This window comes from Enterobacter sp. FUJ80071 (assembly GCF_038739915.1).
Lineage (GTDB): Bacteria > Pseudomonadota > Gammaproteobacteria > Enterobacterales > Enterobacteriaceae > Enterobacter > Enterobacter kobei.
In genome coordinates this window covers 3,299,940-3,322,877 of sequence record NZ_JBBXKH010000001.1, presented here as the reverse complement: position 1 = coordinate 3,322,877, position 22,938 = coordinate 3,299,940, and the positions used below count along the sequence as shown (strand labels likewise).

Annotated in this window: 25 protein-coding genes; 20 read left to right on the top strand and 5 right to left on the bottom strand. The window is 55.6% G+C overall.

Annotation, left to right across the window (positions count from 1 at the left end; all coding sequences use genetic code 11):
* Nucleotides 1-150: 150 nt before the first annotated feature.
* Together fabB and AAER43_RS16100 are read left to right on the top strand one after the other, a co-directional pair.
* A complete protein-coding gene (fabB, locus tag AAER43_RS16105; RefSeq protein ID WP_014884674.1) occupies nt 151-1,368 on the top strand; it encodes a beta-ketoacyl-ACP synthase I in 1,218 nt (405 codons plus the stop codon).
* A 68-nt stretch (nt 1,369-1,436) separates the two neighbouring features.
* Complete coding sequence (locus AAER43_RS16100) at nt 1,437-2,615, top strand: MFS transporter (protein ID WP_050862934.1); 1,179 nt, start codon at nt 1,437-1,439, stop codon at nt 2,613-2,615.
* A gap of 84 nt (nt 2,616-2,699) precedes the next feature.
* Here AAER43_RS16100 and flk read toward each other — a convergent pair whose 3' ends face one another.
* Nucleotides 2,700-3,704: a flagella biosynthesis regulator Flk gene (flk, locus tag AAER43_RS16095; protein WP_050862933.1), complete on the bottom strand. Its 1,005-nt coding sequence runs from the start codon at nt 3,702-3,704 to the stop codon at nt 2,700-2,702.
* Nucleotides 3,705-3,817: 113 nt separating this feature from the next.
* Between flk and pdxB the strand changes: the two genes are divergently transcribed.
* The 15 genes from pdxB (at nt 3,818) to hisP (ending at nt 17,880) form a co-directional block, all read left to right on the top strand.
* Nucleotides 3,818-4,954, top strand: a complete 1,137-nt coding sequence (pdxB, locus tag AAER43_RS16090; RefSeq protein ID WP_050862932.1) for a 4-phosphoerythronate dehydrogenase PdxB — start codon at nt 3,818-3,820, stop codon at nt 4,952-4,954.
* A gap of 67 nt (nt 4,955-5,021) precedes the next feature.
* Nucleotides 5,022-6,035 carry an aspartate-semialdehyde dehydrogenase gene (locus AAER43_RS16085; protein ID WP_023330985.1) on the top strand — a complete coding sequence of 338 codons (1,014 nt, stop codon included), beginning with the start codon at nt 5,022-5,024 and terminating at the stop codon, nt 6,033-6,035.
* On the top strand, nt 6,035-6,847 hold the full coding sequence (gene truA, locus AAER43_RS16080; protein ID WP_014884669.1) for a tRNA pseudouridine(38-40) synthase TruA: 813 nt from the start codon (nt 6,035-6,037) through the stop codon (nt 6,845-6,847). The genes AAER43_RS16085 and truA overlap by 1 nt, the downstream gene beginning before the upstream one ends.
* Nucleotides 6,848-6,875: 28 nt before the next feature.
* A complete protein-coding gene (locus AAER43_RS16075; protein WP_014884668.1) occupies nt 6,876-7,535 on the top strand; it encodes a DedA family protein in 660 nt (219 codons plus the stop codon).
* Between the two features lie 154 nt (nt 7,536-7,689).
* Entirely contained in the window at nt 7,690-8,595 is a 906-nt protein-coding gene (gene accD, locus AAER43_RS16070; RefSeq protein ID WP_014884667.1) for an acetyl-CoA carboxylase, carboxyltransferase subunit beta, read from the top strand.
* A 70-nt stretch (nt 8,596-8,665) separates the two neighbouring features.
* Nucleotides 8,666-9,934 carry a bifunctional tetrahydrofolate synthase/dihydrofolate synthase gene (folC, locus tag AAER43_RS16065; protein ID WP_014884666.1) on the top strand — a complete coding sequence of 423 codons (1,269 nt, stop codon included), beginning with the start codon at nt 8,666-8,668 and terminating at the stop codon, nt 9,932-9,934.
* Nucleotides 9,924-10,610 (top strand): cell division protein DedD, encoded by a 687-nt coding sequence (dedD, locus tag AAER43_RS16060; protein WP_050862931.1) that lies wholly within the window; start codon nt 9,924-9,926, stop codon nt 10,608-10,610. The genes folC and dedD overlap by 11 nt, the downstream gene beginning before the upstream one ends.
* 219 nt (nt 10,611-10,829) lie before the next feature.
* On the top strand, nt 10,830-11,318 hold the full coding sequence (gene cvpA / locus AAER43_RS16055; protein WP_000262116.1) for a colicin V production protein: 489 nt from the start codon (nt 10,830-10,832) through the stop codon (nt 11,316-11,318).
* 33 nt (nt 11,319-11,351) lie between these two features.
* Nucleotides 11,352-12,869 carry an amidophosphoribosyltransferase gene (gene purF, locus AAER43_RS16050; protein ID WP_014884664.1) on the top strand — a complete coding sequence of 506 codons (1,518 nt, stop codon included), beginning with the start codon at nt 11,352-11,354 and terminating at the stop codon, nt 12,867-12,869.
* A gap of 89 nt (nt 12,870-12,958) precedes the next feature.
* Nucleotides 12,959-13,528, top strand: a complete 570-nt coding sequence (locus AAER43_RS16045) for a UbiX family flavin prenyltransferase (RefSeq protein WP_014884663.1) — start codon at nt 12,959-12,961, stop codon at nt 13,526-13,528.
* Between the two features lie 290 nt (nt 13,529-13,818).
* Nucleotides 13,819-14,601 carry a lysine/arginine/ornithine ABC transporter substrate-binding protein ArgT gene (gene argT / locus AAER43_RS16040; RefSeq protein ID WP_014884662.1) on the top strand — a complete coding sequence of 261 codons (783 nt, stop codon included), beginning with the start codon at nt 13,819-13,821 and terminating at the stop codon, nt 14,599-14,601.
* A gap of 226 nt (nt 14,602-14,827) precedes the next feature.
* Nucleotides 14,828-15,610 (top strand): histidine ABC transporter substrate-binding protein HisJ, encoded by a 783-nt coding sequence (gene hisJ, locus AAER43_RS16035; protein WP_050862930.1) that lies wholly within the window; start codon nt 14,828-14,830, stop codon nt 15,608-15,610.
* Nucleotides 15,611-15,698: 88 nt separating this feature from the next.
* On the top strand, nt 15,699-16,385 hold the full coding sequence (locus AAER43_RS16030) for a histidine ABC transporter permease HisQ (RefSeq protein ID WP_014884661.1): 687 nt from the start codon (nt 15,699-15,701) through the stop codon (nt 16,383-16,385).
* Nucleotides 16,382-17,098, top strand: a complete 717-nt coding sequence (locus AAER43_RS16025) for an ABC transporter permease (protein ID WP_008502590.1) — start codon at nt 16,382-16,384, stop codon at nt 17,096-17,098. The genes AAER43_RS16030 and AAER43_RS16025 overlap by 4 nt, the downstream gene beginning before the upstream one ends.
* A gap of 8 nt (nt 17,099-17,106) precedes the next feature.
* The gene (gene hisP, locus AAER43_RS16020) at nt 17,107-17,880 is read left to right on the top strand and encodes a histidine ABC transporter ATP-binding protein HisP (protein ID WP_014884660.1); all 774 of its coding nucleotides are present in this window, start codon (nt 17,107-17,109) and stop codon (nt 17,878-17,880) included.
* A gap of 504 nt (nt 17,881-18,384) precedes the next feature.
* On the opposite strand, the gene AAER43_RS16015 is transcribed toward hisP, so the two are convergent.
* The 4 genes from AAER43_RS16015 to yfcG form a co-directional block, all read right to left on the bottom strand.
* On the bottom strand, nt 18,385-18,894 hold the full coding sequence (locus tag AAER43_RS16015; protein ID WP_023330979.1) for a GNAT family N-acetyltransferase: 510 nt from the start codon (nt 18,892-18,894) through the stop codon (nt 18,385-18,387).
* 44 nt (nt 18,895-18,938) lie between these two features.
* Nucleotides 18,939-19,832, bottom strand: coding sequence for a TIGR01777 family oxidoreductase (locus AAER43_RS16010; protein WP_023330978.1), 894 nt, complete (start codon nt 19,830-19,832; stop codon nt 18,939-18,941).
* A 13-nt stretch (nt 19,833-19,845) separates the two neighbouring features.
* Nucleotides 19,846-20,214 (bottom strand): dihydroneopterin triphosphate 2'-epimerase, encoded by a 369-nt coding sequence (gene folX, locus AAER43_RS16005; protein ID WP_023330977.1) that lies wholly within the window; start codon nt 20,212-20,214, stop codon nt 19,846-19,848.
* A gap of 75 nt (nt 20,215-20,289) precedes the next feature.
* A complete protein-coding gene (yfcG, locus tag AAER43_RS16000; protein ID WP_014884653.1) occupies nt 20,290-20,919 on the bottom strand; it encodes a GSH-dependent disulfide bond oxidoreductase in 630 nt (209 codons plus the stop codon).
* Between the two features lie 141 nt (nt 20,920-21,060).
* On the opposite strand from yfcG, the gene yfcF reads away from it, so the two are divergent.
* The 3 genes from yfcF to yfcD are packed head-to-tail and all read left to right on the top strand — an operon-like array spanning nt 21,061 to nt 22,935.
* On the top strand, nt 21,061-21,705 hold the full coding sequence (gene yfcF, locus AAER43_RS15995; protein WP_057057712.1) for a glutathione transferase: 645 nt from the start codon (nt 21,061-21,063) through the stop codon (nt 21,703-21,705).
* 56 nt (nt 21,706-21,761) lie between these two features.
* Complete coding sequence (gene yfcE, locus AAER43_RS15990; protein WP_014884651.1) at nt 21,762-22,313, top strand: phosphodiesterase; 552 nt, start codon at nt 21,762-21,764, stop codon at nt 22,311-22,313.
* A 55-nt stretch (nt 22,314-22,368) separates the two neighbouring features.
* Nucleotides 22,369-22,935, top strand: a complete 567-nt coding sequence (gene yfcD, locus AAER43_RS15985; RefSeq protein ID WP_006811396.1) for an NUDIX hydrolase YfcD — start codon at nt 22,369-22,371, stop codon at nt 22,933-22,935.
* Nucleotides 22,936-22,938: the final 3 nt, after the last annotated feature.

The window sequence follows — 22,938 nt, the reverse complement described above, 5'->3', positions numbered from 1 at the left end:
CTCGTCTGACAGGCAGTGGCACGATCTTAACGATGTGAGTCCATCGGTGCAAATTTCCGCAGAAAATGTCTGATCGGACTTGTTCGGCGTACAAGTGTACGCTATTGTGCGACTCGAAACTTACTATAGTGCGACTTACAGAGGTATTGAATGAAACGTGCAGTGATTACTGGCCTGGGCATTGTTTCCAGCATCGGTAATAACCAGCAGGAAGTCCTGGCATCTCTGCGTGAAGGACGCTCCGGGATCACTTTCTCTGAAGAGTTTAAAGATTCAGGTATGCGTAGCCACGTATGGGGTAACGTCAAACTGGACACCACCGGTTTGATTGACCGCAAAGTGGTTCGTTTCATGAACGATGCCTCTATTTATGCTTATCTCTCCATGCAGGAAGCGATTGCAGATGCAGGTCTGAGCGCGGAAGTTTACCAGAACAATCCCCGCGTAGGTCTTATCGCTGGTTCCGGCGGCTCATCTAAAGCGCAGGTATTCGGTGCTGACGCAATGCGTAGCCCGCGTGGTCTGAAAGCGGTAGGTCCGTACGTGGTCACCAAAGCCATGGGCTCTGCGGTTTCCGCATGCCTGGCCACTCCGTTCAAAATCCACGGTGTGAACTACTCCATCAGTTCCGCGTGTGCGACGTCCGCACACTGCATCGGTAACGCGGTTGAGCAGATCCAACTGGGTAAACAGGACATCGTCTTTGCTGGCGGCGGCGAAGAGCTGGGCTGGGAAATGGCCTGTGAGTTCGACGCGATGGGCGCTCTGTCCACCAAGTACAACGAAACCCCGGAAAAAGCGTCCCGTACTTACGACGCGCACCGTGATGGCTTCATCATCGCAGGCGGCGGCGGTATGGTTGTGGTTGAAGAGCTGGAGCACGCGCTGGCACGTGGTGCGCATATCTACGCTGAGATCGTGGGCTACGGCGCAACGTCTGATGGCGCTGACATGGTTGCGCCATCCGGTGAAGGTGCGGTGCGCTGCATGAAGATGGCGATGCACGGCGTTGATACGCCAATCGACTACCTGAACTCTCACGGTACCTCTACTCCGGTAGGCGACGTGAAAGAGCTGGGTGCAATCCGCGAAGTCTTCGGCGACAACAGCCCGGCAATTTCTGCCACCAAAGCAATGACCGGTCACTCTCTGGGTGCTGCGGGCGTGCAGGAAGCGATCTACTCTCTGCTGATGCTGGAAAACGGCTTTATCGCCCCAAGCATCAACATTGATGAGATGGACGAGCAGGCTGCTGGCCTGAACATCGTAACGAAACCAACGGAAGCGACACTGACCACCGTCATGTCTAACAGCTTCGGTTTCGGCGGCACGAACGCGACGCTGGTAATGCGTAAGTACAAAGCATAAGCGTTTGAATGTATAGTAGAAGGGAACCGGAAGGTTCCCTTTTTTTATGCCTCAACACGGAGTTATGCATGAAGGCTGTTATCCCAGAGAAGAGCGCCCCTTCCGGTAACCTTTCCCTTTTCCGAATCGCCTTTGCGGTATTTCTGACCTACATGACCGTTGGCCTGCCGCTGCCGGTGATCCCACTGTTCGTTCATCAGGAACTCGGCTATGGCAACACTATGGTCGGCATTGCCGTGGGCATTCAGTTTTTAGCCACGGTGTTAACCCGCGGGTACGCCGGACGGCTGGCAGATCAGCATGGTGCAAAACGCTCGGCGTTACAGGGGATGTTTGCCTGTGGTCTGGCGGGCGGGGCATGGCTGTTAGCCGCGCTTTTGCCGGTAGACGCAGGGTATAAATTTGCGCTGCTGGTGCTGGGACGTTTAATCCTTGGCTTTGGTGAAAGCCAGCTGCTGACCGGCACCCTGACCTGGGGAATGGGTCTGGTGGGGCCTGCTCGTTCGGGCAAAGTGATGTCCTGGAACGGCATGGCTATTTATGGCGCGCTGGCCGCTGGCGCACCGCTGGGACTGCTGATCAATAGCCAGTTTGGCTTTGCGGCGCTGGCAGCCACCACCATGGTGTTGCCGCTGCTGGCGTGGGCGTTTAACGGCTCGGTACGTAAGGTACCCGCTCACAAAGGGGAGCGTCCTTCCCTGTGGAGCGTGATCGGCCAAATCTGGCAGCCGGGTCTGGGCCTGGCGCTGCAGGGCGTAGGTTTTGCGGTGATTGGCACGTTCGTCTCGCTCTACTTTATGAGCCGCGGCTGGGCGATGGCCGGATTTACGCTCACGGCGTTTGGCGGGGCGTTTGTGCTGATGCGCGTGTTCTTCGGCTGGATGCCGGATCGCTTTGGTGGCGTGAAGGTGGCGGTGGCATCGCTGATGATAGAGACCGTTGGCCTGCTGCTGCTGTGGCACGCACCGGTCGCCTCTGTCGCGCTGATTGGCGCAGCACTCACCGGCTGCGGTTGCTCGTTGATTTTCCCGGCGCTTGGCGTGGAAGTCGTGAAGCGTGTGGCCCCGCAGGTGCGTGGCACAGCACTCGGCGGCTATGCGGCGTTTCAGGATATCTCATACGGAGTAACCGGACCGCTGGCCGGACTGCTGGCCACCTCGTTTGGCTACCCGTCCGTCTTCCTGGCCGGTGCCATTTCTGCGGTCGTGGGGATCGTGGTGACGCTGGTGGCGTTTCGCCGGCCGTAGTTTTTGCCCGGTGGCGCTTCGCTTACCGGGCCTACAACCGCACTAACCGTAGGCCGGGTAAGGCGAAGCCGCCACCCGGCAGTGTTAAGCAACCAGCCAGAAAATCGCCAGCGCAATCAGTAACGCAATAAACAACAATCCCGGACGGGCAGAAAGCGTTCTGAACGTCTCCACAACGGGCGCAAAAAGCGGGCTGTAGATCGGCTGAATGTTTCTTGCCTCCGGTACGCCGCCTTCCCGCTCGGCGCGGCGCACGAAGATCTGATTGAGCACATCCTGCACCTGCGCGGTGGTCAGTACCGTTTGCGTTGTCGCCTGCCAGTTCTGCTGGGCGTAATCCCGAATCGCCTCGAATTCGTGCGGTTCCAGCGGCTGTTTAAGCGCAGCCTGAACGGTATGCAGGGTAGGGGCGCTCTGGGTGCTGAGCGTCTGGCGCGCCTGTAGCCAGGTCACCAGATGGGGAAACTGTTTGGCCGGGATCAACTCGCCCGCCTTTACGCCGGACAGTTCGAGCATGGATTGCCAGATAAGCTTTGTTGACTCGCCGGTGGCGGCGGCCAGTTTGGTCACCATTTGATTCAGCGTGTTGTGCTCAGCAGGCAGCAGCGAACGCTCGGTCGCCGGCCGCAGCTGCGGCTGTGGGATAGACAGCTGATTGTTCTGCAACAGCGTCAGCACGGTTTTAAGCTGGTCTGGCGTCAGCTGGCTCAGGGCAGTCTGGCCATACTGCTGGCGGATAAAGTCGCTGACCGCCTGACGGTTATTTCCCTGGCCGAGCAGCTCGGTCAGTTGCGTGACAATCTGCCGTGTGGTGTGGTTCTGCTGTGCGGTCGTAATACGCTGGTTAAGATTTTGCTCGGCAGCAGGGAAATGTCGCGACTGCAGCGGTGCGTCGTTCCTGACGCCTAAATCATGCTTTACCCCGGCCCAGACTTCCGCGTTTTGCTGTGAAGTCAGCGCAATCAGGCGCGTGATCAGTCGCTCCAGCACGGTGCGCTGTTGCGTGGATAGCGGTTGTTCACCGGCAACGTTTGGCGTGACAGGGCCTTCACCCGGAGGGCGTGGCGGCGTACCTGAAATGGGCTGCATCGTCAAAAATCCTTAAAGTCAAAACTCAGCGTAAACCTGGCAGACGTATATGCCTGGCGGCCAGATTATGGCACACTTGGCAGGTTTACTTCCTCTCAAACAGGTACTCAGACGTGAAAATCCTCGTTGATGAAAATATGCCTTATGCCCGTGAGCTGTTTAGCTGCCTGGGTAACGTTAAGGCTGTCCCTGGTCGCCCGATCCCGGTCAACGAACTGGATGACGCAGACGCGCTGATGGTGCGCTCGGTGACCAAAGTAAATGCGTCGTTGCTCGCCGGAAAAGCGATTAAGTTTGTCGGAACCGCAACGGCAGGGACCGATCATGTGGATGACCAATGGCTGAAGCAGGCGGGGATCGGCTTTTCCGCCGCGCCCGGCTGTAATGCTATTGCCGTCGTGGAATATGTCTTCTCCTCTTTGCTGATGCTGGCCGAGCGCGACGGTTTTGTGCTGAAAGACCGCACCGTGGGGATCGTCGGGGTGGGTAACGTGGGTGGACGCCTGCAAAAGCGCCTGGAGGCGTTAGGTATTCGCACGCTGCTGTGCGACCCGCCGCGTAAAGACAACGGTGAGGAAGGGGATTTCCGCTCGCTGGATGAGCTGGTTGAACAGTGCGATGTGCTGACGTTCCACACGCCGCTGTTTAAAGAGGGCCCCTATACGTCCCTGCATCTTGCCGATGAAGCACTGATCCGTCGTCTGAAGGCTGGCACTATTCTGATAAATGCCTGCCGTGGCCCGGTGGTGGACAACGCCGCGCTGCTGAAATGTCTGAATGAAGGACAAGACCTCCGCGTTGTGCTGGACGTCTGGGAGCCGGAGCCGGATCTTAACGTTGAACTGCTTAACAAGGTGGACGTAGCCACTGCGCATATCGCGGGCTATACGCTTGAAGGCAAAGCCCGCGGCACAACGCAGGTGTTTGAAGCCTACAGCGCGTTTATTGGCCATCCGCAGCAGGTGGCGCTGGATACCTTACTTCCCGCACCTGAATTTGGCCGCATTACCCTGCATGGCCCGCTCGATCAGGCAACGCTGAAAAGGCTGGTGCATTTGGTGTATGATGTGCGCCGCGATGATGCGCTGCTGCGTAAAGTGGCGGGGATCCCGGGTGAATTTGACAAGCTGCGTAAGAACTATGTTGAGCGCCGCGAGTGGTCGTCCCTGTATGTGATGTGCGACGACGCAACGGCCGCGACGCTGCTGAAAAAACTGGGTTTTAACGCCGTTCATCACCCGGCGCATTAATGTCTTCTTAATGCTCCCTGTCGGATACTCCGGCAGGGACGCTTTTTTATTTCTGGAGTAAACCACCATGTCTGAAGGCTGGAACATTGCCATTTTAGGTGCCACCGGTGCCGTGGGCGAAGCCCTGCTCGAAACCCTTGCTGAGCGTCAGTTCCCGGTGGGCGATATCTATGCGCTGGCGCGTACCGATAGCGCGGGTGAGCATCTGCGCTTTAACGGTAAATCCGTCATGGTCCAGGATGCGGCTGCGTTTGACTGGACCCAGGCGCAGCTGGCATTTTTCGCCGCGGGTGCTGAAGCCACGGCGTCTTACATCGAAGAGGCGACCAATTCAGGTTGCCTGGTGATCGACCTGAGCGGTCTGTTCGCCATGGAGCCGGACGTGCCGCTGGTGGTGCCGGACGTCAACCCGTATGTCCTGGCTGACTACCGTAACCGTAATATCATCGCGGTACCGAACAGTCTGACCAGCCAGCTGCTGACCGCGCTGAAACCGCTGATTGACGACGGTGGCCTGTCGCGTATCACCGTCACCAGCCTGCTGTCTGCCTCCGCAAATGGCAAAAAGGCCGTCGATGCGCTGGCCGGGCAGAGCGCGAAGCTGCTGAACGGTATCCCGATTGATGAGGATGATTTCTTCGGTCGCCAGCTGGCGTTCAACATGCTGCCACTGCTGCCGGATCGTGAAGGTTCCGTGCGCGAAGAGCGCCGTATCGTCGACGAAGCGCGCAAAATTCTGCAGGATGAGGGGCTGATGATCTCCGCAAACGTCGTGCAGTCGCCGGTATTCTACGGTCACGCGCAGATGGTAGGTTTTGAAGCCCTGCGCCCGCTGGCGGCGGAAGAAGCGCGCGATGCGTTTGGCCGCGGTGAAGATATCGTACTTTCCGAAGAGAGCGAGTTTCCGACGCAGGTCGGTGACGCCACCGGTAGCGCCCATCTTTCAGTCGGTTGCGTGCGGAACGATTACGGTATGCCGGAGCAGGTTCAGTTCTGGTCCGTTGCGGACAACGTTCGTTTTGGCGGCGCGCTGATGGCGGTCAAAATTGCTGAGAAACTGGTGCAGGAGTACCTGTACTGATGTCAGAAGTGGAACAAAAGCCGGTTCATAAAATTGCCCTCGGTATCGAGTACGATGGCAGTAAATATTATGGCTGGCAGCGTCAGAATGAGGTGCGTAGCGTCCAGGAAAAGCTGGAGAAAGCGCTCTCTCAGGTGGCAAACGAGCCGATTAACGTTCTGTGCGCAGGCCGTACGGATGCGGGTGTTCACGGTACCGGGCAGGTGGTCCACTTTGAAACCACTGCCGTGCGCAAAGATGCCGCCTGGACGCTGGGTGTAAATGCGAATTTACCTGGTGACATTGCGGTGCGTTGGGTGAAAGCTGTGCCGGATGATTTTCACGCGCGCTTCAGCGCGACGGCGCGTCGCTACCGCTATGTCATCTACAACCAGCGTCTGCGTCCGGCGGTGCTAAGCCAGGGCGTAACGCATTTTTATGAACCGCTCGATGCTGAACGCATGCATCGTGCGGCGCAGTGTCTGATTGGTGAAAATGACTTTACGTCGTTTCGTGCGGTGCAATGTCAGTCCCGTACGCCGTGGCGTAACGTTATGCACATAAACGTCAGCCGTTTTGGCGCGTATGTGGTGGTGGATATCAAAGCCAATGCCTTTGTACATCATATGGTGCGGAATATTGTAGGCAGCCTGATGGAAGTGGGTGCCGGACACCAGCCGGAGAGCTGGATTGCAGACCTGCTGGCAGCGAAGGACAGAACGCTTGCGGCAGCCACGGCGAAAGCAGAAGGACTGTATCTGGTTGCGGTAGACTATCCGGATCGGTTTGACCTGCCAAAACCGCCAATGGGCCCGCTGTTTTTAGCGGACTAAACAAAGGTGCAATTAAGGCTTAGACAATATGGACGTAATACGTTTTCTGATTGATTTCATTCTGCATATTGATGTTCACCTGGCGGAACTGGTCGCGCAGTATGGCGTCTGGGTTTATGCCATCCTGTTCCTCATTCTGTTCTGTGAAACCGGTCTGGTCGTTACCCCCTTCCTGCCGGGGGACTCCCTGCTGTTTGTTGCGGGTGCGTTATCGGCCCTACCGACCAATGATTTGAACGTGCATCTGATGGTGGTGTTGATGGTGATTGCCGCAATTATCGGGGATGCCGTCAACTATACCATTGGCCGGGTGTTCGGTGAGCGCTTGTTCAGCAATCCTGATTCTAAAATTTTCCGTCGCAGCTATTTAGATAAAACCCATGCGTTTTATGAACGTCATGGCGGAAAAACCATTATCCTTGCGCGTTTTGTGCCTATTGTGCGCACATTTGCACCGTTTGTGGCGGGAATGGGGCATATGTCCTATCGTCATTTTGCGATGTATAACGTCGTGGGCGCGCTGCTGTGGGTGCTGTTGTTTACCTATGCAGGCTACCTGTTTGGCGACTTGCCGGTGGTTCAGGAAAACCTTAAGTTACTGATTGTAGCGATTATTGTGCTTTCCGTACTGCCTGGCGTTATCGAGATTATTCGTCACAAACGCGCGGCGGCAAAGCAAGCGAAGTAAATGCACGCTGGCGGTTCGACCACTTTTTTATCCAAAGTTTCGGGCTGTTATGTTTTAATGTGCAACATTCATGGTCTGTTGGAGGCAAAAATGGCATTATTCGCCTCTTATAGCAAAACTGGCATACGACCAGGTTCAGGCAGAAAGGTTATCAATGAGCTGGATTGAACGAATTAAAAGCAACATTACCCCAACGCGCAAAGCGAGCATTCCTGAAGGGGTATGGACTAAGTGTGATAGCTGCGGTCAGGTTCTGTACCGTGCAGAGCTGGAACGCAATCTTGAAGTGTGTCCGAAGTGTGACCACCATATGCGTATGTCGGCGCGTAACCGCCTGCATAGCCTGCTGGACGAAGGTTCACTGGTAGAACTGGGCAGCGAGCTTGAGCCAAAAGATGTGCTGAAGTTCCGCGATTCCAAAAAATACAAAGATCGTTTGGCCTCTGCACAGAAAGAGACTGGCGAGAAAGACGCGCTGATCGTCATGAAAGGCACCCTGCATGAAATGCCGGTTGTCGCCGCGGCGTTTGAGTTCTCCTTTATGGGGGGCTCAATGGGCTCTGTCGTTGGCGCACGTTTTGTGCGTGCCGTTGAGCAAGCGCTGGAAGATAACTGCCCGCTGATCTGCTTCTCTGCCTCTGGCGGAGCACGTATGCAGGAAGCGCTGATGTCTCTGATGCAGATGGCGAAAACCTCTGCGGCGCTGGCGAAAATGCAGGAACGCGGTCTGCCTTACATTTCCGTGCTGACCGACCCAACCATGGGTGGCGTCTCTGCAAGCTTCGCGATGCTGGGCGATCTGAACATTGCTGAGCCAAAAGCACTGATCGGTTTCGCTGGTCCTCGCGTCATTGAGCAAACCGTTCGTGAAAAACTGCCGCCGGGCTTCCAGCGCAGTGAGTTCCTCATTGAGAAAGGCGCCATCGATATGATTGTCCGCCGCCCGGAAATGCGCCTGAAACTGGCAAGCGTTCTGGCGAAGCTGATGAATTTGCCCGCGCCAAACCCGGATGAGCCGCGCGAAGGCGTGGTGGTACCGGATCAGGAACCCGAGGCCTGATAACTGAAAAGGGCAGGGCCAGATGGCGCTGCCCTTTTGCTTTATAACCTGCTAATGACAACCGGGCATCATGGAAAATAAAAGCATTCCTCAAGCCACGTCGCCCCTGGCCGCGTGGCTTTCTTATCTGGAAAACCTGCACAGTAAAACCATTGATATGGGGCTTGAGCGCGTAAGCCAGGTTGCCGCGCGTCTGGGCGTGCTGAAACCTGCGCCTTTCGTTTTCACCGTCGCAGGCACCAACGGTAAAGGTACTACCTGCCGTACGCTGGAATCCGTCCTGATGGCGGCGGGTTACAAGGTAGGCGTTTACAGCTCACCACACCTGGTACGTTACACTGAGCGGGTTCGCGTGCAGAACAGCGAGCTGCCGGAATCGGCGCATACGGCGTCGTTCGCGGAAATCGAAGCCGCGCGAGGCGATATCTCGTTAACCTATTTCGAGTACGGCACGCTTTCGGCATTGTGGCTGTTCAAACAGGCGCAGCTGGATGTGGTGATTCTGGAAGTGGGTCTTGGCGGGCGGCTTGATGCCACCAATATGGTGGATGCGGACGTGGCGGTGGTCACCAGTATCGCGCTGGACCATATCGACTGGCTGGGGCCGGATCGTGAAAGCATTGGTCGCGAGAAGGCCGGAATTTTCCGGGCGAATAAACCCGCCGTGGTCGGTGAGCCGGATATGCCGCACACTATTGCTGACGTGGCCCAGGAGAAGGGCGCTCTGTTGCTGCGCCGTGGCGTTGACTGGCAATATGAGGTTCAGGATAACGGCTGGCGTTTTAGCGATGCGCAGGGAATGCTGGACAACCTGCCGCTGCCGCAGGTGCCACAGCCTAACGCGGCAACCGCGCTGGCGGCATTGCGCGCCAGCGGATTAGCGGTCAGCGATCAGGCTATCCGCGACGGCATTCAGAATGCGCTGCTGCCGGGACGTTTTCAGATAGTGAGTGAGTCACCGCGCCTGATCCTGGACGTGGCGCACAACCCACACGCAGCGGCGTACCTCGCAGGACGTCTCAAATCGTTACCAAAAACCGGGCGCGTGCTGGCGGTTATCGGTATGCTTCATGATAAAGATATCGGTGGCACGCTGGCCTGCATGGAGAGTGTGGTCGATAGCTGGTATTGTGCTCCTCTTGAGGGGCCGCGTGGTGCGACGGCCGAGCAGTTGATGGAACATCTCGGCAAAGGCGCAATCTATAGTAGCGTGGCTCAGGCCTGGCATGCCGCGATGGCGGATGCTAAACCAGAAGATACCGTGCTGGTGTGTGGCTCTTTCCACACGGTGGCACATGTCATGGAAGTGATGGACGCGGGGAGAACCGGTGGCGAGTAAGTTTCAGAACCGTTTAACAGGAACCATTGTGCTGGTCGCGCTCGGGGTGATTATTCTTCCCGGGCTGCTCGACGGGCAGAAAAAGCATTATCAGGACGAGTTTGCAGCCATTCCGCTGGTGCCGAAACCGGGCGACCGTGATGAACCGGATATGCTGCCTGCGGCGACACAGGCGCTGCCTGCCCAGCCGCCGGAAGGGGCGGCTGAAGAAGTTCGCGCGGGCGATGCCGCTGCGCCGTCGCTCGACCCGTCGCGTCTGGCGGCGAATAACAACATCGAGATTGATCCGATACCGGTAGAGAAGCCTAAGCCTGTTGAAAAACCGAAGCCGGTAGAGAAACCGCAGCCGAAGCCACCGCGTGATAAAGCGGCAGAGCAACTGGCTGCAGCGTCAGAAACCCCTCCGCCAGCGAAGCAAGACGCAGCCCCGACCGGCAAAGCCTATGTTGTGCAACTGGGCGCGTTGAAAAACGCCGATAAAGTTAACGAGGTCGTGGGTAAACTGCGCAGCGCGGGCTATCGTGTTTACACTTCACCTTCCACGCCGGTGCAGGGTAAAATTACCCGTATCCTTGTGGGGCCGGAAGCGTCTAAAGATAAGCTGAAAGGCTCGCTGGGTGAGCTGAAGCAGATCTCCGGTCTGAGCGGTGTGGTGATGAACTATAGCGCGAACTGATAAGATCTCCCCCTCACCCTAACCCTCGCCCCTCAAGGGAGAGGGCCGGGGTGAGGGGGAGAAGACGTCCACAGAGATGTCAAAAGGACCGTGGCGTTGATTATTTTTTCAGCGCCTTTTTTATTTACGCGCGGGAAGGAAATCCCTACGCAAACGTTTTCTTTTTCTGTTAGAATTCGCCCCGAACTGGATGACAGGGCGTTAAATCGTGGGACACATATGGTCTGGATTGATTACGCCATCATTGCGGTGATTGGTTTTTCCTGTCTGGTTAGCCTGATCCGTGGCTTTGTTCGTGAAGCGTTATCGCTGGTGACTTGGGGTTGTGCTTTCTTTGTTGCCAGTCATTACTACACTTACCTGTCTGTCTGGTTCACGGGCTTTGAAGATGAACTGGTCCGAAATGGAATCGCCATCGCGGTGCTGTTTATCGCGACGCTGATTGTTGGTGCTATCGTCAATTACGTGATAGGTCAGCTGGTCGAGAAAACCGGTCTGTCAGGAACGGACAGGGTACTCGGGATCTGTTTCGGGGCGTTGCGAGGTGTGCTGATTGTGGCCGCCATCCTGTTCTTCCTGGATACCTTCACCGGGTTCTCCAAAAGTGAAGACTGGCAGAAATCGCAGCTCATTCCTGAGTTCAGCTTCATCATCAGATGGTTCTTTGACTATCTGCAAAGCTCGTCGAGTTTTTTGCCCAGGGCATAAACCCTGAGATGTGGCTTAACGAGGAAAAGACGAATGTGCGGTATTGTCGGTATCGCCGGTTTCATGCCGGTAAACCAGTCGATTTATGACGCGTTAACGGTGCTTCAGCACCGTGGGCAGGATGCTGCGGGTATCATCACCATTGATGCAAACAACTGCTTCCGTTTACGTAAGGCGAATGGCCTGGTAAACGATGTGTTTGAAGCCCGCCATATGCAGCGTCTGCAAGGTAATATGGGGATCGGTCACGTTCGTTATCCTACTGCTGGCAGTTCCAGCGCCTCTGAGGCACAGCCTTTCTACGTCAACTCACCGTATGGCATCACCCTTGCCCATAACGGCAACCTGACCAACGCCCATGAGCTGCGTAAAAAGCTGTTCGAAGAGAAACGTCGCCACATTAACACCACCTCTGATTCTGAAATCCTGCTCAACGTGTTCGCCAGCGAGTTGGATAACTTCCGTCACTACCCGCTGGAAGCAGACAATATCTTTGCTGCCATTGCTGCGACCAACCGCCAGATCCGCGGTGCATACGCCTGCGTGGCGATGATTATCGGTCACGGTATGGTTGCCTTCCGCGATCCAAACGGCATTCGTCCGCTGGTGCTGGGCAAGCGCGACCTTGGCGATGGCCGTACCGAATATATGGTTGCCTCTGAGAGCGTGGCGCTGGATACCCTGGGCTTCGAATTCCTGCGTGACGTTGCGCCGGGCGAAGCGGTGTATATCACCGAGAAGGGCCAGCTGTTTACCCGTCAGTGTGCCGACAACCCGGTCAGCAACCCGTGCCTGTTTGAATACGTCTATTTCGCCCGCCCGGACTCCTTCATCGACAAGATTTCCGTCTACAGCGCGCGCGTAAATATGGGCACGAAGCTCGGCGAGAAGATTGCTCGCGAATGGGACGATCTCGACATCGACGTGGTTATTCCTATCCCGGAAACCTCCTGCGATATCGCTCTGGAAATTGCCCGTATTCTGGATAAACCTTACCGTCAGGGCTTCGTGAAGAACCGCTACGTTGGCCGCACCTTCATCATGCCGGGCCAGCACCTGCGCCGTAAATCTGTACGTCGTAAACTGAACGCCAACCGCGCCGAATTCCGTGATAAGAACGTTCTGCTGGTGGATGACTCCATCGTGCGTGGTACCACCTCTGAGCAGATTATCGAGATGGCGCGCGAAGCGGGGGCGAAGAAAGTGTATCTGGCGTCTGCCGCACCGGAAATTCGCTTCCCGAACGTGTACGGCATCGATATGCCAACCGCCAATGAGCTGATTGCGCACGGTCGCGAAGTGGACGAAATTCGTCAGATTATCGGCGCCGATGGCCTGATTTTCCAGGATCTGAACGATCTTATCGACGCGGTGCGCGCCGAGAACCCGGAGATTCAGCAGTTCGAATGCTCCGTGTTTAACGGCGTCTATGTGACGAAAGACGTCGACCAGCAGTACCTTGACTATCTTGATTCGCTGCGCAACGACGATGCGAAAGCCGTTCAGCTGCAAAACGATCTCGAAAGTTTAGAGATGCACAACGAAGGTTGATCTCTCTGCAGGTGAGGGCGTTCGCCCTCACTTGCAACTCCCCGCGAAATCCTGCACAGTCTGCCCTGAAATCAGTAAGGGCGAAAATCATGAAACGACTCATTGTTGGGCTCAGCGGTGCCAGTGGCGCCATTTACGGCGTACGTCTGCTGCAGGTTTTGCGCGACGTAGCGGAAGTCGAAACCCATCTGGTGATGAGCCAGGCGGCGCGACAAACCCTCTCCCTTGAAACCGATCTCTCCCTGCGTGATGTTCAGGCACTGGCCGACGTCGTTCACGACGCGCGCGATATCGCCGCCAGCATCTCCTCAGGCTCGTTTAAAACCGCTGGCATGGTGATCCTGCCCTGTTCAATTAAAACGCTCTCCGGCATTGTGAACAGCTATACCGACACGCTGGTAACGCGCGCGGCGGATGTCGTGCTGAAGGAACGTCGCCCGCTGGTGCTTTGCGTGCGGGAAACGCCGCTACATCTGGGGCATTTGCGCCTGATGACCCAGGCCGCCGAGCTGGGCGCCGTGATCATGCCGCCGGTACCGGCGTTTTATCATCGCCCGCAGTCGCTGGATGATGTGATCAACCAGACCGTCAACCGCGTGCTGGATCAGTTTGATATCGACCTGCCGGAAGATCTCTTCACCCGCTGGCAGGGAGCCTGATTCTGTGCACACATGCTGTGCATGAAAAGAGACGTTGCCCTGTTTCAGGGCAATTATGCAACGGCGATCATATCCTCGACATTTAATTCGTTTTTTCCCTTTTTCTCTCTCCGGTTCGTTCGGCAGACCTGCTATCTTTCACCATTAAGGCAATATCGCAACGTTTTATTAACATATTTAACGTCGAAGTTTTGACCAGACGGCAATGTGGCATAAGACCTGCAAGAGAAGCCTGCAACACAACACACAACACAATACATAATAAAATCACGGTACTTGAGGGTAAATGTATGAAGAAGACGGTTCTGGCTCTGTCTTTGCTGGTGGGGTTAAGTGCGGCGGCAGGTAGCTATGCAGCGCTTCCACAGACGGTTCGTATCGGTACAGACGCAACCTACGCGCCATTCTCTTCCAAGGATGCGAAAGGCGATTTCGTGGGGTTTGATATCGATCTGGGAAATGAAATGTGCAAACGCATGCAGGTGAAATGCACATGGGTGGGCAGCGACTTTGACGCATTAATTCCGTCGCTTAAAGCCAAGAAAATCGATGCCATTATCTCTTCTCTCTCTATCACCGAAAAGCGTCAGCAGGAGATTGCCTTCTCTGACAAGCTCTACGCCGCTGATTCACGTCTGATTGCCGCTAAAGGCTCCCCGATCCAGCCGACCATCGACTCCCTGAAAGGCAAGCATGTTGGCGTGCTCCAGGGGTCAACGCAGGAAGGTTATGCCAATGCCAACTGGCGCGAGAAGGGTGTCGACGTGGTTGCCTATCAGAATCAGGATCTGATTTACTCTGACCTGTCGGCGGGCCGTCTGGATGCCGCATTCCAGGATGAAGTCGCCGCGAGCGAAGGCTTCCTGAAGCAGCCAGCCGGGAAAGACTACGCTTTTGCAGGCCCGTCCGTGAAAGACAAAAAATACTTTGGTGACGGCACCGGTATTGGCCTGCGTAAGGATGATACCGAGCTGAAAGCCGCCTTTGACAAAGCGTTTACAGAGCTGCGTAAAGACGGTACTTACGACAAACTGGCGAAGAAATACTTCGACTTCAACGTCTACGGTGACTGAGACCTGACGGTGATGCACTGAAAAGAGGCATCAGGCGAAGGGGTGATCCAGTATGGTGCGTTAAATGCACTATATTGGATCGCTTTGTGCATACTTACGCATTTATAATGCAAAATATCCCGGCATGAAGGCATTAATCTTTGCCTGTAGGTGGGGATTAATGGCACATTAGCACCACCCCCTCGTCGTAAAAATCCCGTATGAAGACAGTTTGTTGAGGACAAATATGAAAAAACTCGTGTTGTCACTATCTCTGGTGCTGGCCTTTTCCAGCGCCACCGCGGCATTCGCAGCCATTCCGCAGAAAATCCGTATTGGTACCGATCCAACCTATGCGCCGTTTGAATCGAAGAATTCAAAGGGTGAGCTGGTGGGTTTTGACATCGATCTGGCCAATGAGCTGTGCAAACGCATCAAAGCGCAATGTACCTACGTTGAGAACCCGCTGGACGCGCTGATCCCATCCCTGAAAGCAAAAAAAATCGACGTAATTATGTCCTCGCTCTCCATCACTGAAAAACGCCAGCAGGAGATTGCCTTCTCCGACAAACTCTACGCGGCCGATTCACGTCTGGTGGTGGCGAAGTCTTCTGATATTCAGCCAACGCTTGAGTCGCTGAAGGGCAAACGCGTGGGCGTGCTGCAGGGCACCACCCAGGAAACCTACGGTAACGAACACTGGGCGCCGAAGGGGATCGAAATTGTCTCCTATCAGGGCCAGGAAAATATTTACGCAGACCTGACGGCCGGCCGTATTGATGCGGCATTTCAGGATGAAGTCGCGGCAAGCGAAGGCTTCCTGAAAACGCCGGTGGGCAAAGATTACAAGTTCGGCGGTCCGTCCATTAAGGATGTGAAGTTGTTCGGTGTGGGTACCGGTATGGGCCTGCGCAAAGAAGACAACGAACTGCGCGAAGCGCTGAACAAAGCGTTTGCGGAAATGCGCGCTGACGGTACCTATGACAAGCTGGCGAAAAAGTACTTTGATTTCAATGTGTACGGCGGCTAATCGCTCCGTCAAATAACGTGCGGCCCCTCCCGATGCGGGAGGGGAAAAGACACGGTTTCACCACTCACGATACGACAGGGCTCGCGGTATGCTGTACGGATTTTCTGGCGTCATTTTACAGGGCGCGCTTGTCACCCTTGAGCTGGCTATCAGCTCCGTGGTGCTGGCGGTGCTGATAGGTCTGGCGGGCGCAGGGGCGAAGCTTTCGGCTAACAAACCGCTGGCGCTCATTTTTGAAGGCTATACCACGCTCATTCGCGGCGTACCCGATCTGGTGCTGATGCTGCTCATCTTTTATGGTCTGCAGATTGCGTTAAACAGCGTAACGGATGCGATGGGACTGGGACAAATTGATATCGACCCGATGGTGGCCGGTATTATTACCCTCGGTTTTATCTACGGTGCCTACTTCACCGAAACCTTCCGCGGTGCTTATATGGCCGTGCCGAAAGGTCACATTGAGGCGGCAACCGCATTTGGTTTTACCTCTTCACAAACGTTTCGCCGGATCATGTTCCCGGCCATGATGCGCTATGCGCTGCCGGGCATTGGTAACAACTGGCAGGTTATCCTCAAAGCGACGGCGCTGGTCTCTTTGCTCGGTCTGGAAGATGTGGTCAAAGCCACTCAGCTGGCGGGTAAAAGCACCTGGGAGCCCTTCTACTTTGCGGTGGTCTGTGGCGTGATCTATCTGGTCTTTACGACCGTCTCCAATGGTGTGCTGCTTCTGCTTGAGCGTCGCTACTCCGTGGGTGTGAAGAGGGCTGACCTGTGATTGAGATTATTCAGGAATACTGGAAATCCCTGTTGTGGACGGATGGCTATCGCTTTACCGGCGTGGCGATCACGCTGTGGCTGCTGATTTCGTCCGTGGTGATGGGCGGCATTCTGGCGGTGTTTCTCGCCATTGGCCGCGTGTCGAACAATAAATTTATTCAGTTCCCCATCTGGCTGTTTACCTACGTCTTTCGCGGTACGCCGCTGTACGTGCAGCTGCTGGTCTTCTATTCAGGCATGTACACGCTGGAAATCGTAAAAGGCACGGAAATGCTGAATGCGTTCTTCCGTAGCGGCCTGAACTGTACGGTGCTGGCGTTGACGCTCAACACCTGTGCCTATACCACCGAGATCTTCGCCGGGGCTATTCGTTCCGTGCCTTATGGTGAGATTGAAGCGGCGCGGGCGTATGGTTTTTCGTCGGTAAAACTTTATCGCTGCATTATTCTGCCATCGGCGCTGCGTATTGCGTTGCCTGCGTACAGCAACGAAGTGATTCTTATGCTGCACTCCACTGCGCTTGCCTTTACCGCGACGGTGCCGGATCTGCTCAAAATCGCGCGCGATATTAACTCCGCGACCTATCAGCCGTTTACCGCGTTTGGCATTGCGGCGGTGCTCTATTTAATTATCTCTTATGTCTTGATTAGCCTGTTCCGCAAGGCTGAAAAACGCTGGTTGCAGCATATAAAACCTTCTTCGACGCACTGAGAAAGATGATGGCTGAGAACAAATTAAACGTTATTGATTTGCACAAACGCTACGGCGAACATGAAGTGCTGAAAGGGGTGTCGCTGCAGGCGAATGCAGGCGACGTAATCAGTATCATCGGCTCATCCGGCTCGGGTAAAAGTACCTTCCTGCGCTGCATTAACTTCCTCGAAAAACCGAGTGAAGGCTCGATTGTGGTGAGCGGGCAGAATATTAATCTGATACGCGATAAAGACGGCCAACTGAAGGTGGCGGATAAGAATCAGCTGCGCCTGCTGCGCACGCGTCTGACCATGGTGTTCCAGCACTTCAACCTCTGGAGCCATATGACGGTGCTGGAGAACGTGATGGAAGCGCCGATTCAGGTGCTGGGCCTGAGCAAACAGGAAGCCCGCGAGCGCGCGGTGAAATACCTGGCGAAAGTGGGTATCGACGAGCGTCAGCAGATGAAATACCCGGTGCACCTCTCCGGCGGTCAGCAGCAACGTGTCTCCATCGCCCGCGCGCTGGCGATGGAACCCGAAGTGCTGCTGTTCGATGAACCGACCTCAGCGCTGGATCCTGAACTCGTTGGCGAAGTGCTGCGCATCATGCAGAAGCTGGCCGAAGAGGGCAAAACGATGGTGGTGGTGACGCACGAGATGGGTTTTGCCCGTAACGTTTCTAACCACGTCATCTTCCTGCATCAGGGCAAAATTGAAGAGCAGGGCCATCCGGACGACGTCTTAGCGAATCCGCAAAGCCCGCGTCTGCAGCAGTTCCTGAAAGGCTCCCTGAAATAACGGGGGTTTTCCCTCTCCCTTGAGGGAGAGGGCTGGGATGAGGGGGAACATACGGCTATAGTGGTCATTCCGTTCACTTTATGTACCATGCTACTCTGTAACGACATGACCGGTGAACGTGCCAGGGTGGCTCAGTCGCCACCACCCTGGCGACCCGGGCTCCCGGCGGTAAATCGCCGCTTCGCGGTGCCCTCGGCTTATTCCTTCCGGCTTATCGGGTACGGGCGGAGGCAACGTCCCTGTAAAGCCCGCCCTCTCGGCGCATCCATGCGCCTCGCCCCGGCCTACAGGAAACGCCTCAGCGATTTACAGCCGGACCAGGGCGTCGCTGTAAGTTATTCATTTCTCATAAGAAACGTTCATCGCTTCAGGAAAAAAATTACTGGGGATCCCTCAGCCCTGTGGGAGAGGAGCGGGGGTGAGGGCATCAGACCGCAGTACAGCCCAATCGCCCGGTGGCGTTTCGCTTACCGGGCCTACAAAAACCGCAGTGCCGCCCGGCATTCAGACCGCACCACACTCCAGCCGATAGACCCAGTCGTCATACCGCACCCCATTAATTTCATATGCCTTTTCCAGTACCTGCGTACGCACAAACCCGGCTTTCTCCAGCACGCGCACCGACCCGCCGTTATCCGCCAGCACAAACGCGTTAATGGCCTTCACGCCGGTCTGGTTAAAGGCGTAATCACACACCGCGCGCAGCGCCTCGCTGGCAATACCTTTCCCCTGCGCAGCAGGCACAACCGTATAGCCGATATCTGCCTCTTCATGATTCGCCGGGCTAATTTGTAGGCCAATATCGCCAAGCGGGGTCTCCTCATCCCGAAAACGGATCACGAAAACATGCTCGGCCATCAGGCGCGCGGCAAACACGCGTCGGGTCTCTTTTTCCGGCGCGATGGCGGACATATAGCGCATGATGTCGCGGTTTTCACGCAGCGAGCGGAAGAAGGCCCAGTCGGTGGGTTCGAAAGGGGTGAGATGAAGCCGGGGAGTGGTGATGGTTGCCATTGTTACGCCATTTCATCGGAACATGGCGTACAACTGTAACATATTCACCGCACCACATCCCCCAGCGCCTCTTCTAAGTCATACCAGCGGAACGCGAACCCCGCCGCTTCCAGCCGTTTGGGTAGCGCCCGTTGTCCGCCTAATACCAGCACGGACGCTTCACCCATCATCAGGCGGATCACCGTGGCAGGTACGCGCAATATCGCCGGGCGATGCAGGGCGTGCCCCAGAGCGTGAGCAAACTGTTCATTACGCACGGGATATGGCGCGACCATATTAAACGGTCCGCGCAGGTCGTTATCCAGCAGCCAGAGAATGCCGTTGACCATATCGTCGATATGGATCCACGCCAGATACTGACGGCCGTTGCCAATCGGTCCACCAAGTCCCAGCTTAAAAGGCGGGAGCATTTTGCCCAAAATACCGCCGTTCGGCGCCAGTACCACACCGGTACGCAGCAGGCAGACGCGGGTACGATCGCTTTGCGCCGCACAGGCGATGCGTTCCCACTGGGCACAGAGTTTATGGGTAAATTCGTTGTGGGGCGGCTCTTCCTCGGTCACCACCACTTCGCCAAGATCGCCGTAATAGCCCGTCGCTGAGCCCGAAATCAGCACCGACGGCGGCGTGTGGCTGTTGCGAATCAGCTCAACCAGCTTCTCGGTGATGTTCCAGCGGCTGCTGCAGAGCCGCTGTTTCTGCTCTTCGGTCCAGCGCTTATCGGCAATGGGTTCACCCGCGAGGTTGATGACGGCATCAAAACCGTCCAGATTCTGCTGCTCAGCCAGCCCTTTCCAGATGTCGACGCCTGCGCCCAGCACCTGACGCGCTTTTTCCGGGCTGCGCGTCACCACAGTGATGTCATGATGCAGCGCCTGAAGACGCGCAATGAGATGGCGACCAATCAGACCCGTACCGCCGGTCAGCAAAATCTTCATACAACCTCCAGGTTTATCCCTGGCGTCGCCAGCTTAACGTCATAGAGACGGAGTCGGCGTAGCGCAGGGCGTGAAGTTTATCGATCTCTACTTCAGCATAAGTGACCCAGTGATGATCGCGTGCGATATCGAGCACATCCTGAGTTAATTTCTCCAGCAGAGAGAAGCGGTTATTCTCCACGTACTGAATGATGTTTTTGGTTATCGTGCGATAGTTCAGCGCGTCATTGATGTCTTCGCTGGCCCGCGCTTTGTCGGCGGGATAGTGAATAACCACATTAATGACAATATCCTGACGGTTGGCAATCTCTTCCTCTTTGATACCGATGAAGGTACGCAAGCGTAAATTTTTTATACGAATAATAGCGTCTGGCTGTGACATTGCAGGTCTTCTCCGTGTCAGTAATTGCCGCCCATAATACATGAGAGGCTTGCAGGCACACAGCCTCCTATAAGGTTAAATCTGCTGGATTTTTTGCAGTGCGCGTTCGGTGGCCGGGCGGGTACGGATACGTTCAAACCAGTTGTTCACCGCCGGGTAGGACGCGAGATCAATCCGGTGTTTTTCATGGGTATTCACCCACGGCCAGCAGGCGATATCGGCAATGCTGTAATGATCTCCCCCAAGCCACGGCGTTTTTTCCAGCCGCTGGTTTAGCACGCCATACAAACGTTGCGTCTCCACCTGATAGCGTTCTATCGCATAAGGGATGGGCTGCGGGGCGTAAGCGGTAAAATGGTGATTCTGTCCCAGCATGGGCCCAAGTCCGCTCGCCTGCCAGAAGAGCCATTGCAAGGTATGGTGACGTTCACGCAGCTCCCCGCTCAGGAGTTTGCCGGTTTTCTCCGCCAGATAGAGCAAAATTTCGCCGGATTCAAACAGGCTCAACGGTCTTCCTCCGTCGGCCGGCTGATTATCAATAATGGCCGGAATTTTATTGTTCGGCGAGATAGCCAGAAAGAGAGGACTGAACTGTTCACCTTTGCTGATATCCACGCGAATGATTCTGTAATCCAGTTCGGCTTCTTCGAGAAAGAGGGTGATCTTATGGCCGTTTGGGGTAGGGGCGTAATAAAGGTCAATCATTCTCAACTCCTGTCCATGCGAATAGTAGTGCCACGACAACTGAGTATAGGTAATTGTTGTAAATCGTGAGTTTTCATCAAGTGACAGCGGGGCAAAGAGATTATATGTTGAGTAAAAAACCGATCAGCCGATGAGGATGTTATGAACCAGCCCCTAATCACGTTGTGGTCCGATGCGAATTTCTTTTCCCCCTATGTCATGAGCGTGTACGTTGCGCTGGCTGAAAAAGGGCTTACTTTTACGCTGAAGACCGTTGATCTCGACGGCGGGGAACATCTCAAACCGCAGTGGCAGGGTTACGATCTCACCCGACGCGTGCCGGTGCTGGAGGTTGACGGCTTTGCGCTGAGCGAATCATCAGCGATCGATGAATATCTGGAAGATCGTTTTGCGCCGCCCGAGTGGGAACGGATCTATCCTCACGATCTGCAAAAACGCGCCCGTGCGCGGCAGATCCAGGCGTGGCTACGTAGCGACCTGGTGCCGATTCGTGTAGAGCGCTCGACGGATGTCGTGTTTGCCGGGGTGAAAAAGCCAGCTCTGAGCGCGGAAGGCACGAACAGCGCCCAAAAACTGATTGAAACGGCCACGTCGCTACTCGCGCACGGCAATCCGAACCTGTTTGGTGAATGGTGCATTGCCGATACCGACCTGGCGCTGATGCTGAACCGCCTGATCCTCAACGGCGATGAAGTCCCTCAGCTGCTGGTGGATTATGCAGAGTTCCAGTGGCAGCGCGCCTCTGTGCAGCGCTATGTGGCACTCTCCGCTAAGCGCGCGGGCTGATAAGCCCTGACGCTTCAGGTATGATAAGGGCAGTGAGTTTTCCGAGAGAGAGACGAATGAAATTGATGTTTGCGTCGGATATCCATGGATCGCTGCCCGCGACCGAGCGCGTGCTTTCTCTGTTTGCGCAAAGCGGCGCGCAATGGCTGGTGATTCTGGGGGATGTGTTAAACCATGGCCCGCGCAATGCGCTGCCGGAAGGCTATGCCCCTGCGCAGGTCGCAGAGAAGCTCAATCCGTTTGCCTCGCGCATCATTGCCGTGCGCGGTAACTGCGACAGCGAAGTCGACCAGATGCTACTGCACTTTCCCCTTACCGCTCCGTGGCAACAGGTACTGCTGGAAAATAGCCGCCTGTTCCTGACCCACGGGCACCTTTTCGGCCCGGATAATCTCCCGGCACTCGCGGCTGGCGATGTCCTGGTTTACGGTCATACTCATATTCCGGTGGCTGAAAAACGCGGTGAAATTTATCACGTTAACCCGGGGTCGGTCAGCATACCGAAAGGCGGATATCCTGCGAGCTATGGCATGCTGGATGGAAATACCCTGAGCGTAATCGCACTTAATGATCAGCAAGTTATTGCGCAGGTAGCGATTAATCCGTAAGTTACACCTCAACTGCAAACGCGCCGAAAGAGCGCTTAGACGAGAAGGTTTCCCGATGGTGGAGCAGAATCATTTGGCAAGTACTGAATGGGTTGACATTGTCAGCGAAGAAAATGAAGTGATCGCGCAGGCCAGCCGCGAACAAATGCGTGCAGAGCGTCTGCGTCACCGTGCAACTTACATTGTTGTGCATGACGGCATGGGCAAGATTCTGGTTCAGCGTCGCACGGACACGAAAGATTTTCTGCCAGGTATGCTGGATGCCACAGCGGGTGGTGTCGTGCAGGCCGATGAAGTGCTGCTGGATTCCGCGCGTCGTGAAGCGGAAGAAGAGTTAGGGATTGCCGGTGTGCCATTTGCTGAACACGGGCAGTTCTATTTCGAAGACGAGCATTGCCGCGTCTGGGGCGGACTGTTTAGCTGCGTTTCCCACGGGCCTTTCGCCCTGCAGGAAGAAGAAGTGAGCGAAGTCTGCTGGATGACGCCGGAAGAGATTACCGCGCGTTGCGACGAGTTCACGCCGGATTCGTTAAAAGCACTGGCGCTGTGGATGACCCGCAACGCCAAAAACGAATCCGCTAAGCCGGAAAATAAAGCGGAAAAAGAGGAAGAGGCTGAATAAGCC

Bases quoted from the DNA above. Each gene is read 5' to 3' on its own strand.
- fabB (WP_014884674.1), top strand. From the start codon at position 151: ATGAAACGTGCAGTGATTACTGGCCTGGGCATTGTTTCCAGCATCGGT.
- AAER43_RS16100 (WP_050862934.1), top strand. From the start codon at position 1,437: ATGAAGGCTGTTATCCCAGAGAAGAGCGCCCCTTCCGGTAACCTTTCC.
- flk (WP_050862933.1), bottom strand. From the start codon at position 3,704: ATGCAGCCCATTTCAGGTACGCCGCCACGCCCTCCGGGTGAAGGCCCT.
- AAER43_RS16085 (WP_023330985.1), top strand. From the start codon at position 5,022: ATGTCTGAAGGCTGGAACATTGCCATTTTAGGTGCCACCGGTGCCGTG.
- truA (WP_014884669.1), top strand. From the start codon at position 6,035: ATGTCAGAAGTGGAACAAAAGCCGGTTCATAAAATTGCCCTCGGTATC.
- AAER43_RS16075 (WP_014884668.1), top strand. From the start codon at position 6,876: ATGGACGTAATACGTTTTCTGATTGATTTCATTCTGCATATTGATGTT.
- accD (WP_014884667.1), top strand. From the start codon at position 7,690: ATGAGCTGGATTGAACGAATTAAAAGCAACATTACCCCAACGCGCAAA.
- folC (WP_014884666.1), top strand. From the start codon at position 8,666: ATGGAAAATAAAAGCATTCCTCAAGCCACGTCGCCCCTGGCCGCGTGG.
- cvpA (WP_000262116.1), top strand. From the start codon at position 10,830: ATGGTCTGGATTGATTACGCCATCATTGCGGTGATTGGTTTTTCCTGT.
- purF (WP_014884664.1), top strand. From the start codon at position 11,352: ATGTGCGGTATTGTCGGTATCGCCGGTTTCATGCCGGTAAACCAGTCG.
- AAER43_RS16045 (WP_014884663.1), top strand. From the start codon at position 12,959: ATGAAACGACTCATTGTTGGGCTCAGCGGTGCCAGTGGCGCCATTTAC.
- argT (WP_014884662.1), top strand. From the start codon at position 13,819: ATGAAGAAGACGGTTCTGGCTCTGTCTTTGCTGGTGGGGTTAAGTGCG.
- hisJ (WP_050862930.1), top strand. From the start codon at position 14,828: ATGAAAAAACTCGTGTTGTCACTATCTCTGGTGCTGGCCTTTTCCAGC.
- AAER43_RS16030 (WP_014884661.1), top strand. From the start codon at position 15,699: ATGCTGTACGGATTTTCTGGCGTCATTTTACAGGGCGCGCTTGTCACC.
- hisP (WP_014884660.1), top strand. From the start codon at position 17,107: ATGGCTGAGAACAAATTAAACGTTATTGATTTGCACAAACGCTACGGC.
- AAER43_RS16015 (WP_023330979.1), bottom strand. From the start codon at position 18,894: ATGGCAACCATCACCACTCCCCGGCTTCATCTCACCCCTTTCGAACCC.
- AAER43_RS16010 (WP_023330978.1), bottom strand. From the start codon at position 19,832: ATGAAGATTTTGCTGACCGGCGGTACGGGTCTGATTGGTCGCCATCTC.
- folX (WP_023330977.1), bottom strand. From the start codon at position 20,214: ATGTCACAGCCAGACGCTATTATTCGTATAAAAAATTTACGCTTGCGT.
- yfcG (WP_014884653.1), bottom strand. From the start codon at position 20,919: ATGATTGACCTTTATTACGCCCCTACCCCAAACGGCCATAAGATCACC.
- yfcF (WP_057057712.1), top strand. From the start codon at position 21,061: ATGAACCAGCCCCTAATCACGTTGTGGTCCGATGCGAATTTCTTTTCC.
- yfcE (WP_014884651.1), top strand. From the start codon at position 21,762: ATGAAATTGATGTTTGCGTCGGATATCCATGGATCGCTGCCCGCGACC.
- yfcD (WP_006811396.1), top strand. From the start codon at position 22,369: ATGGTGGAGCAGAATCATTTGGCAAGTACTGAATGGGTTGACATTGTC.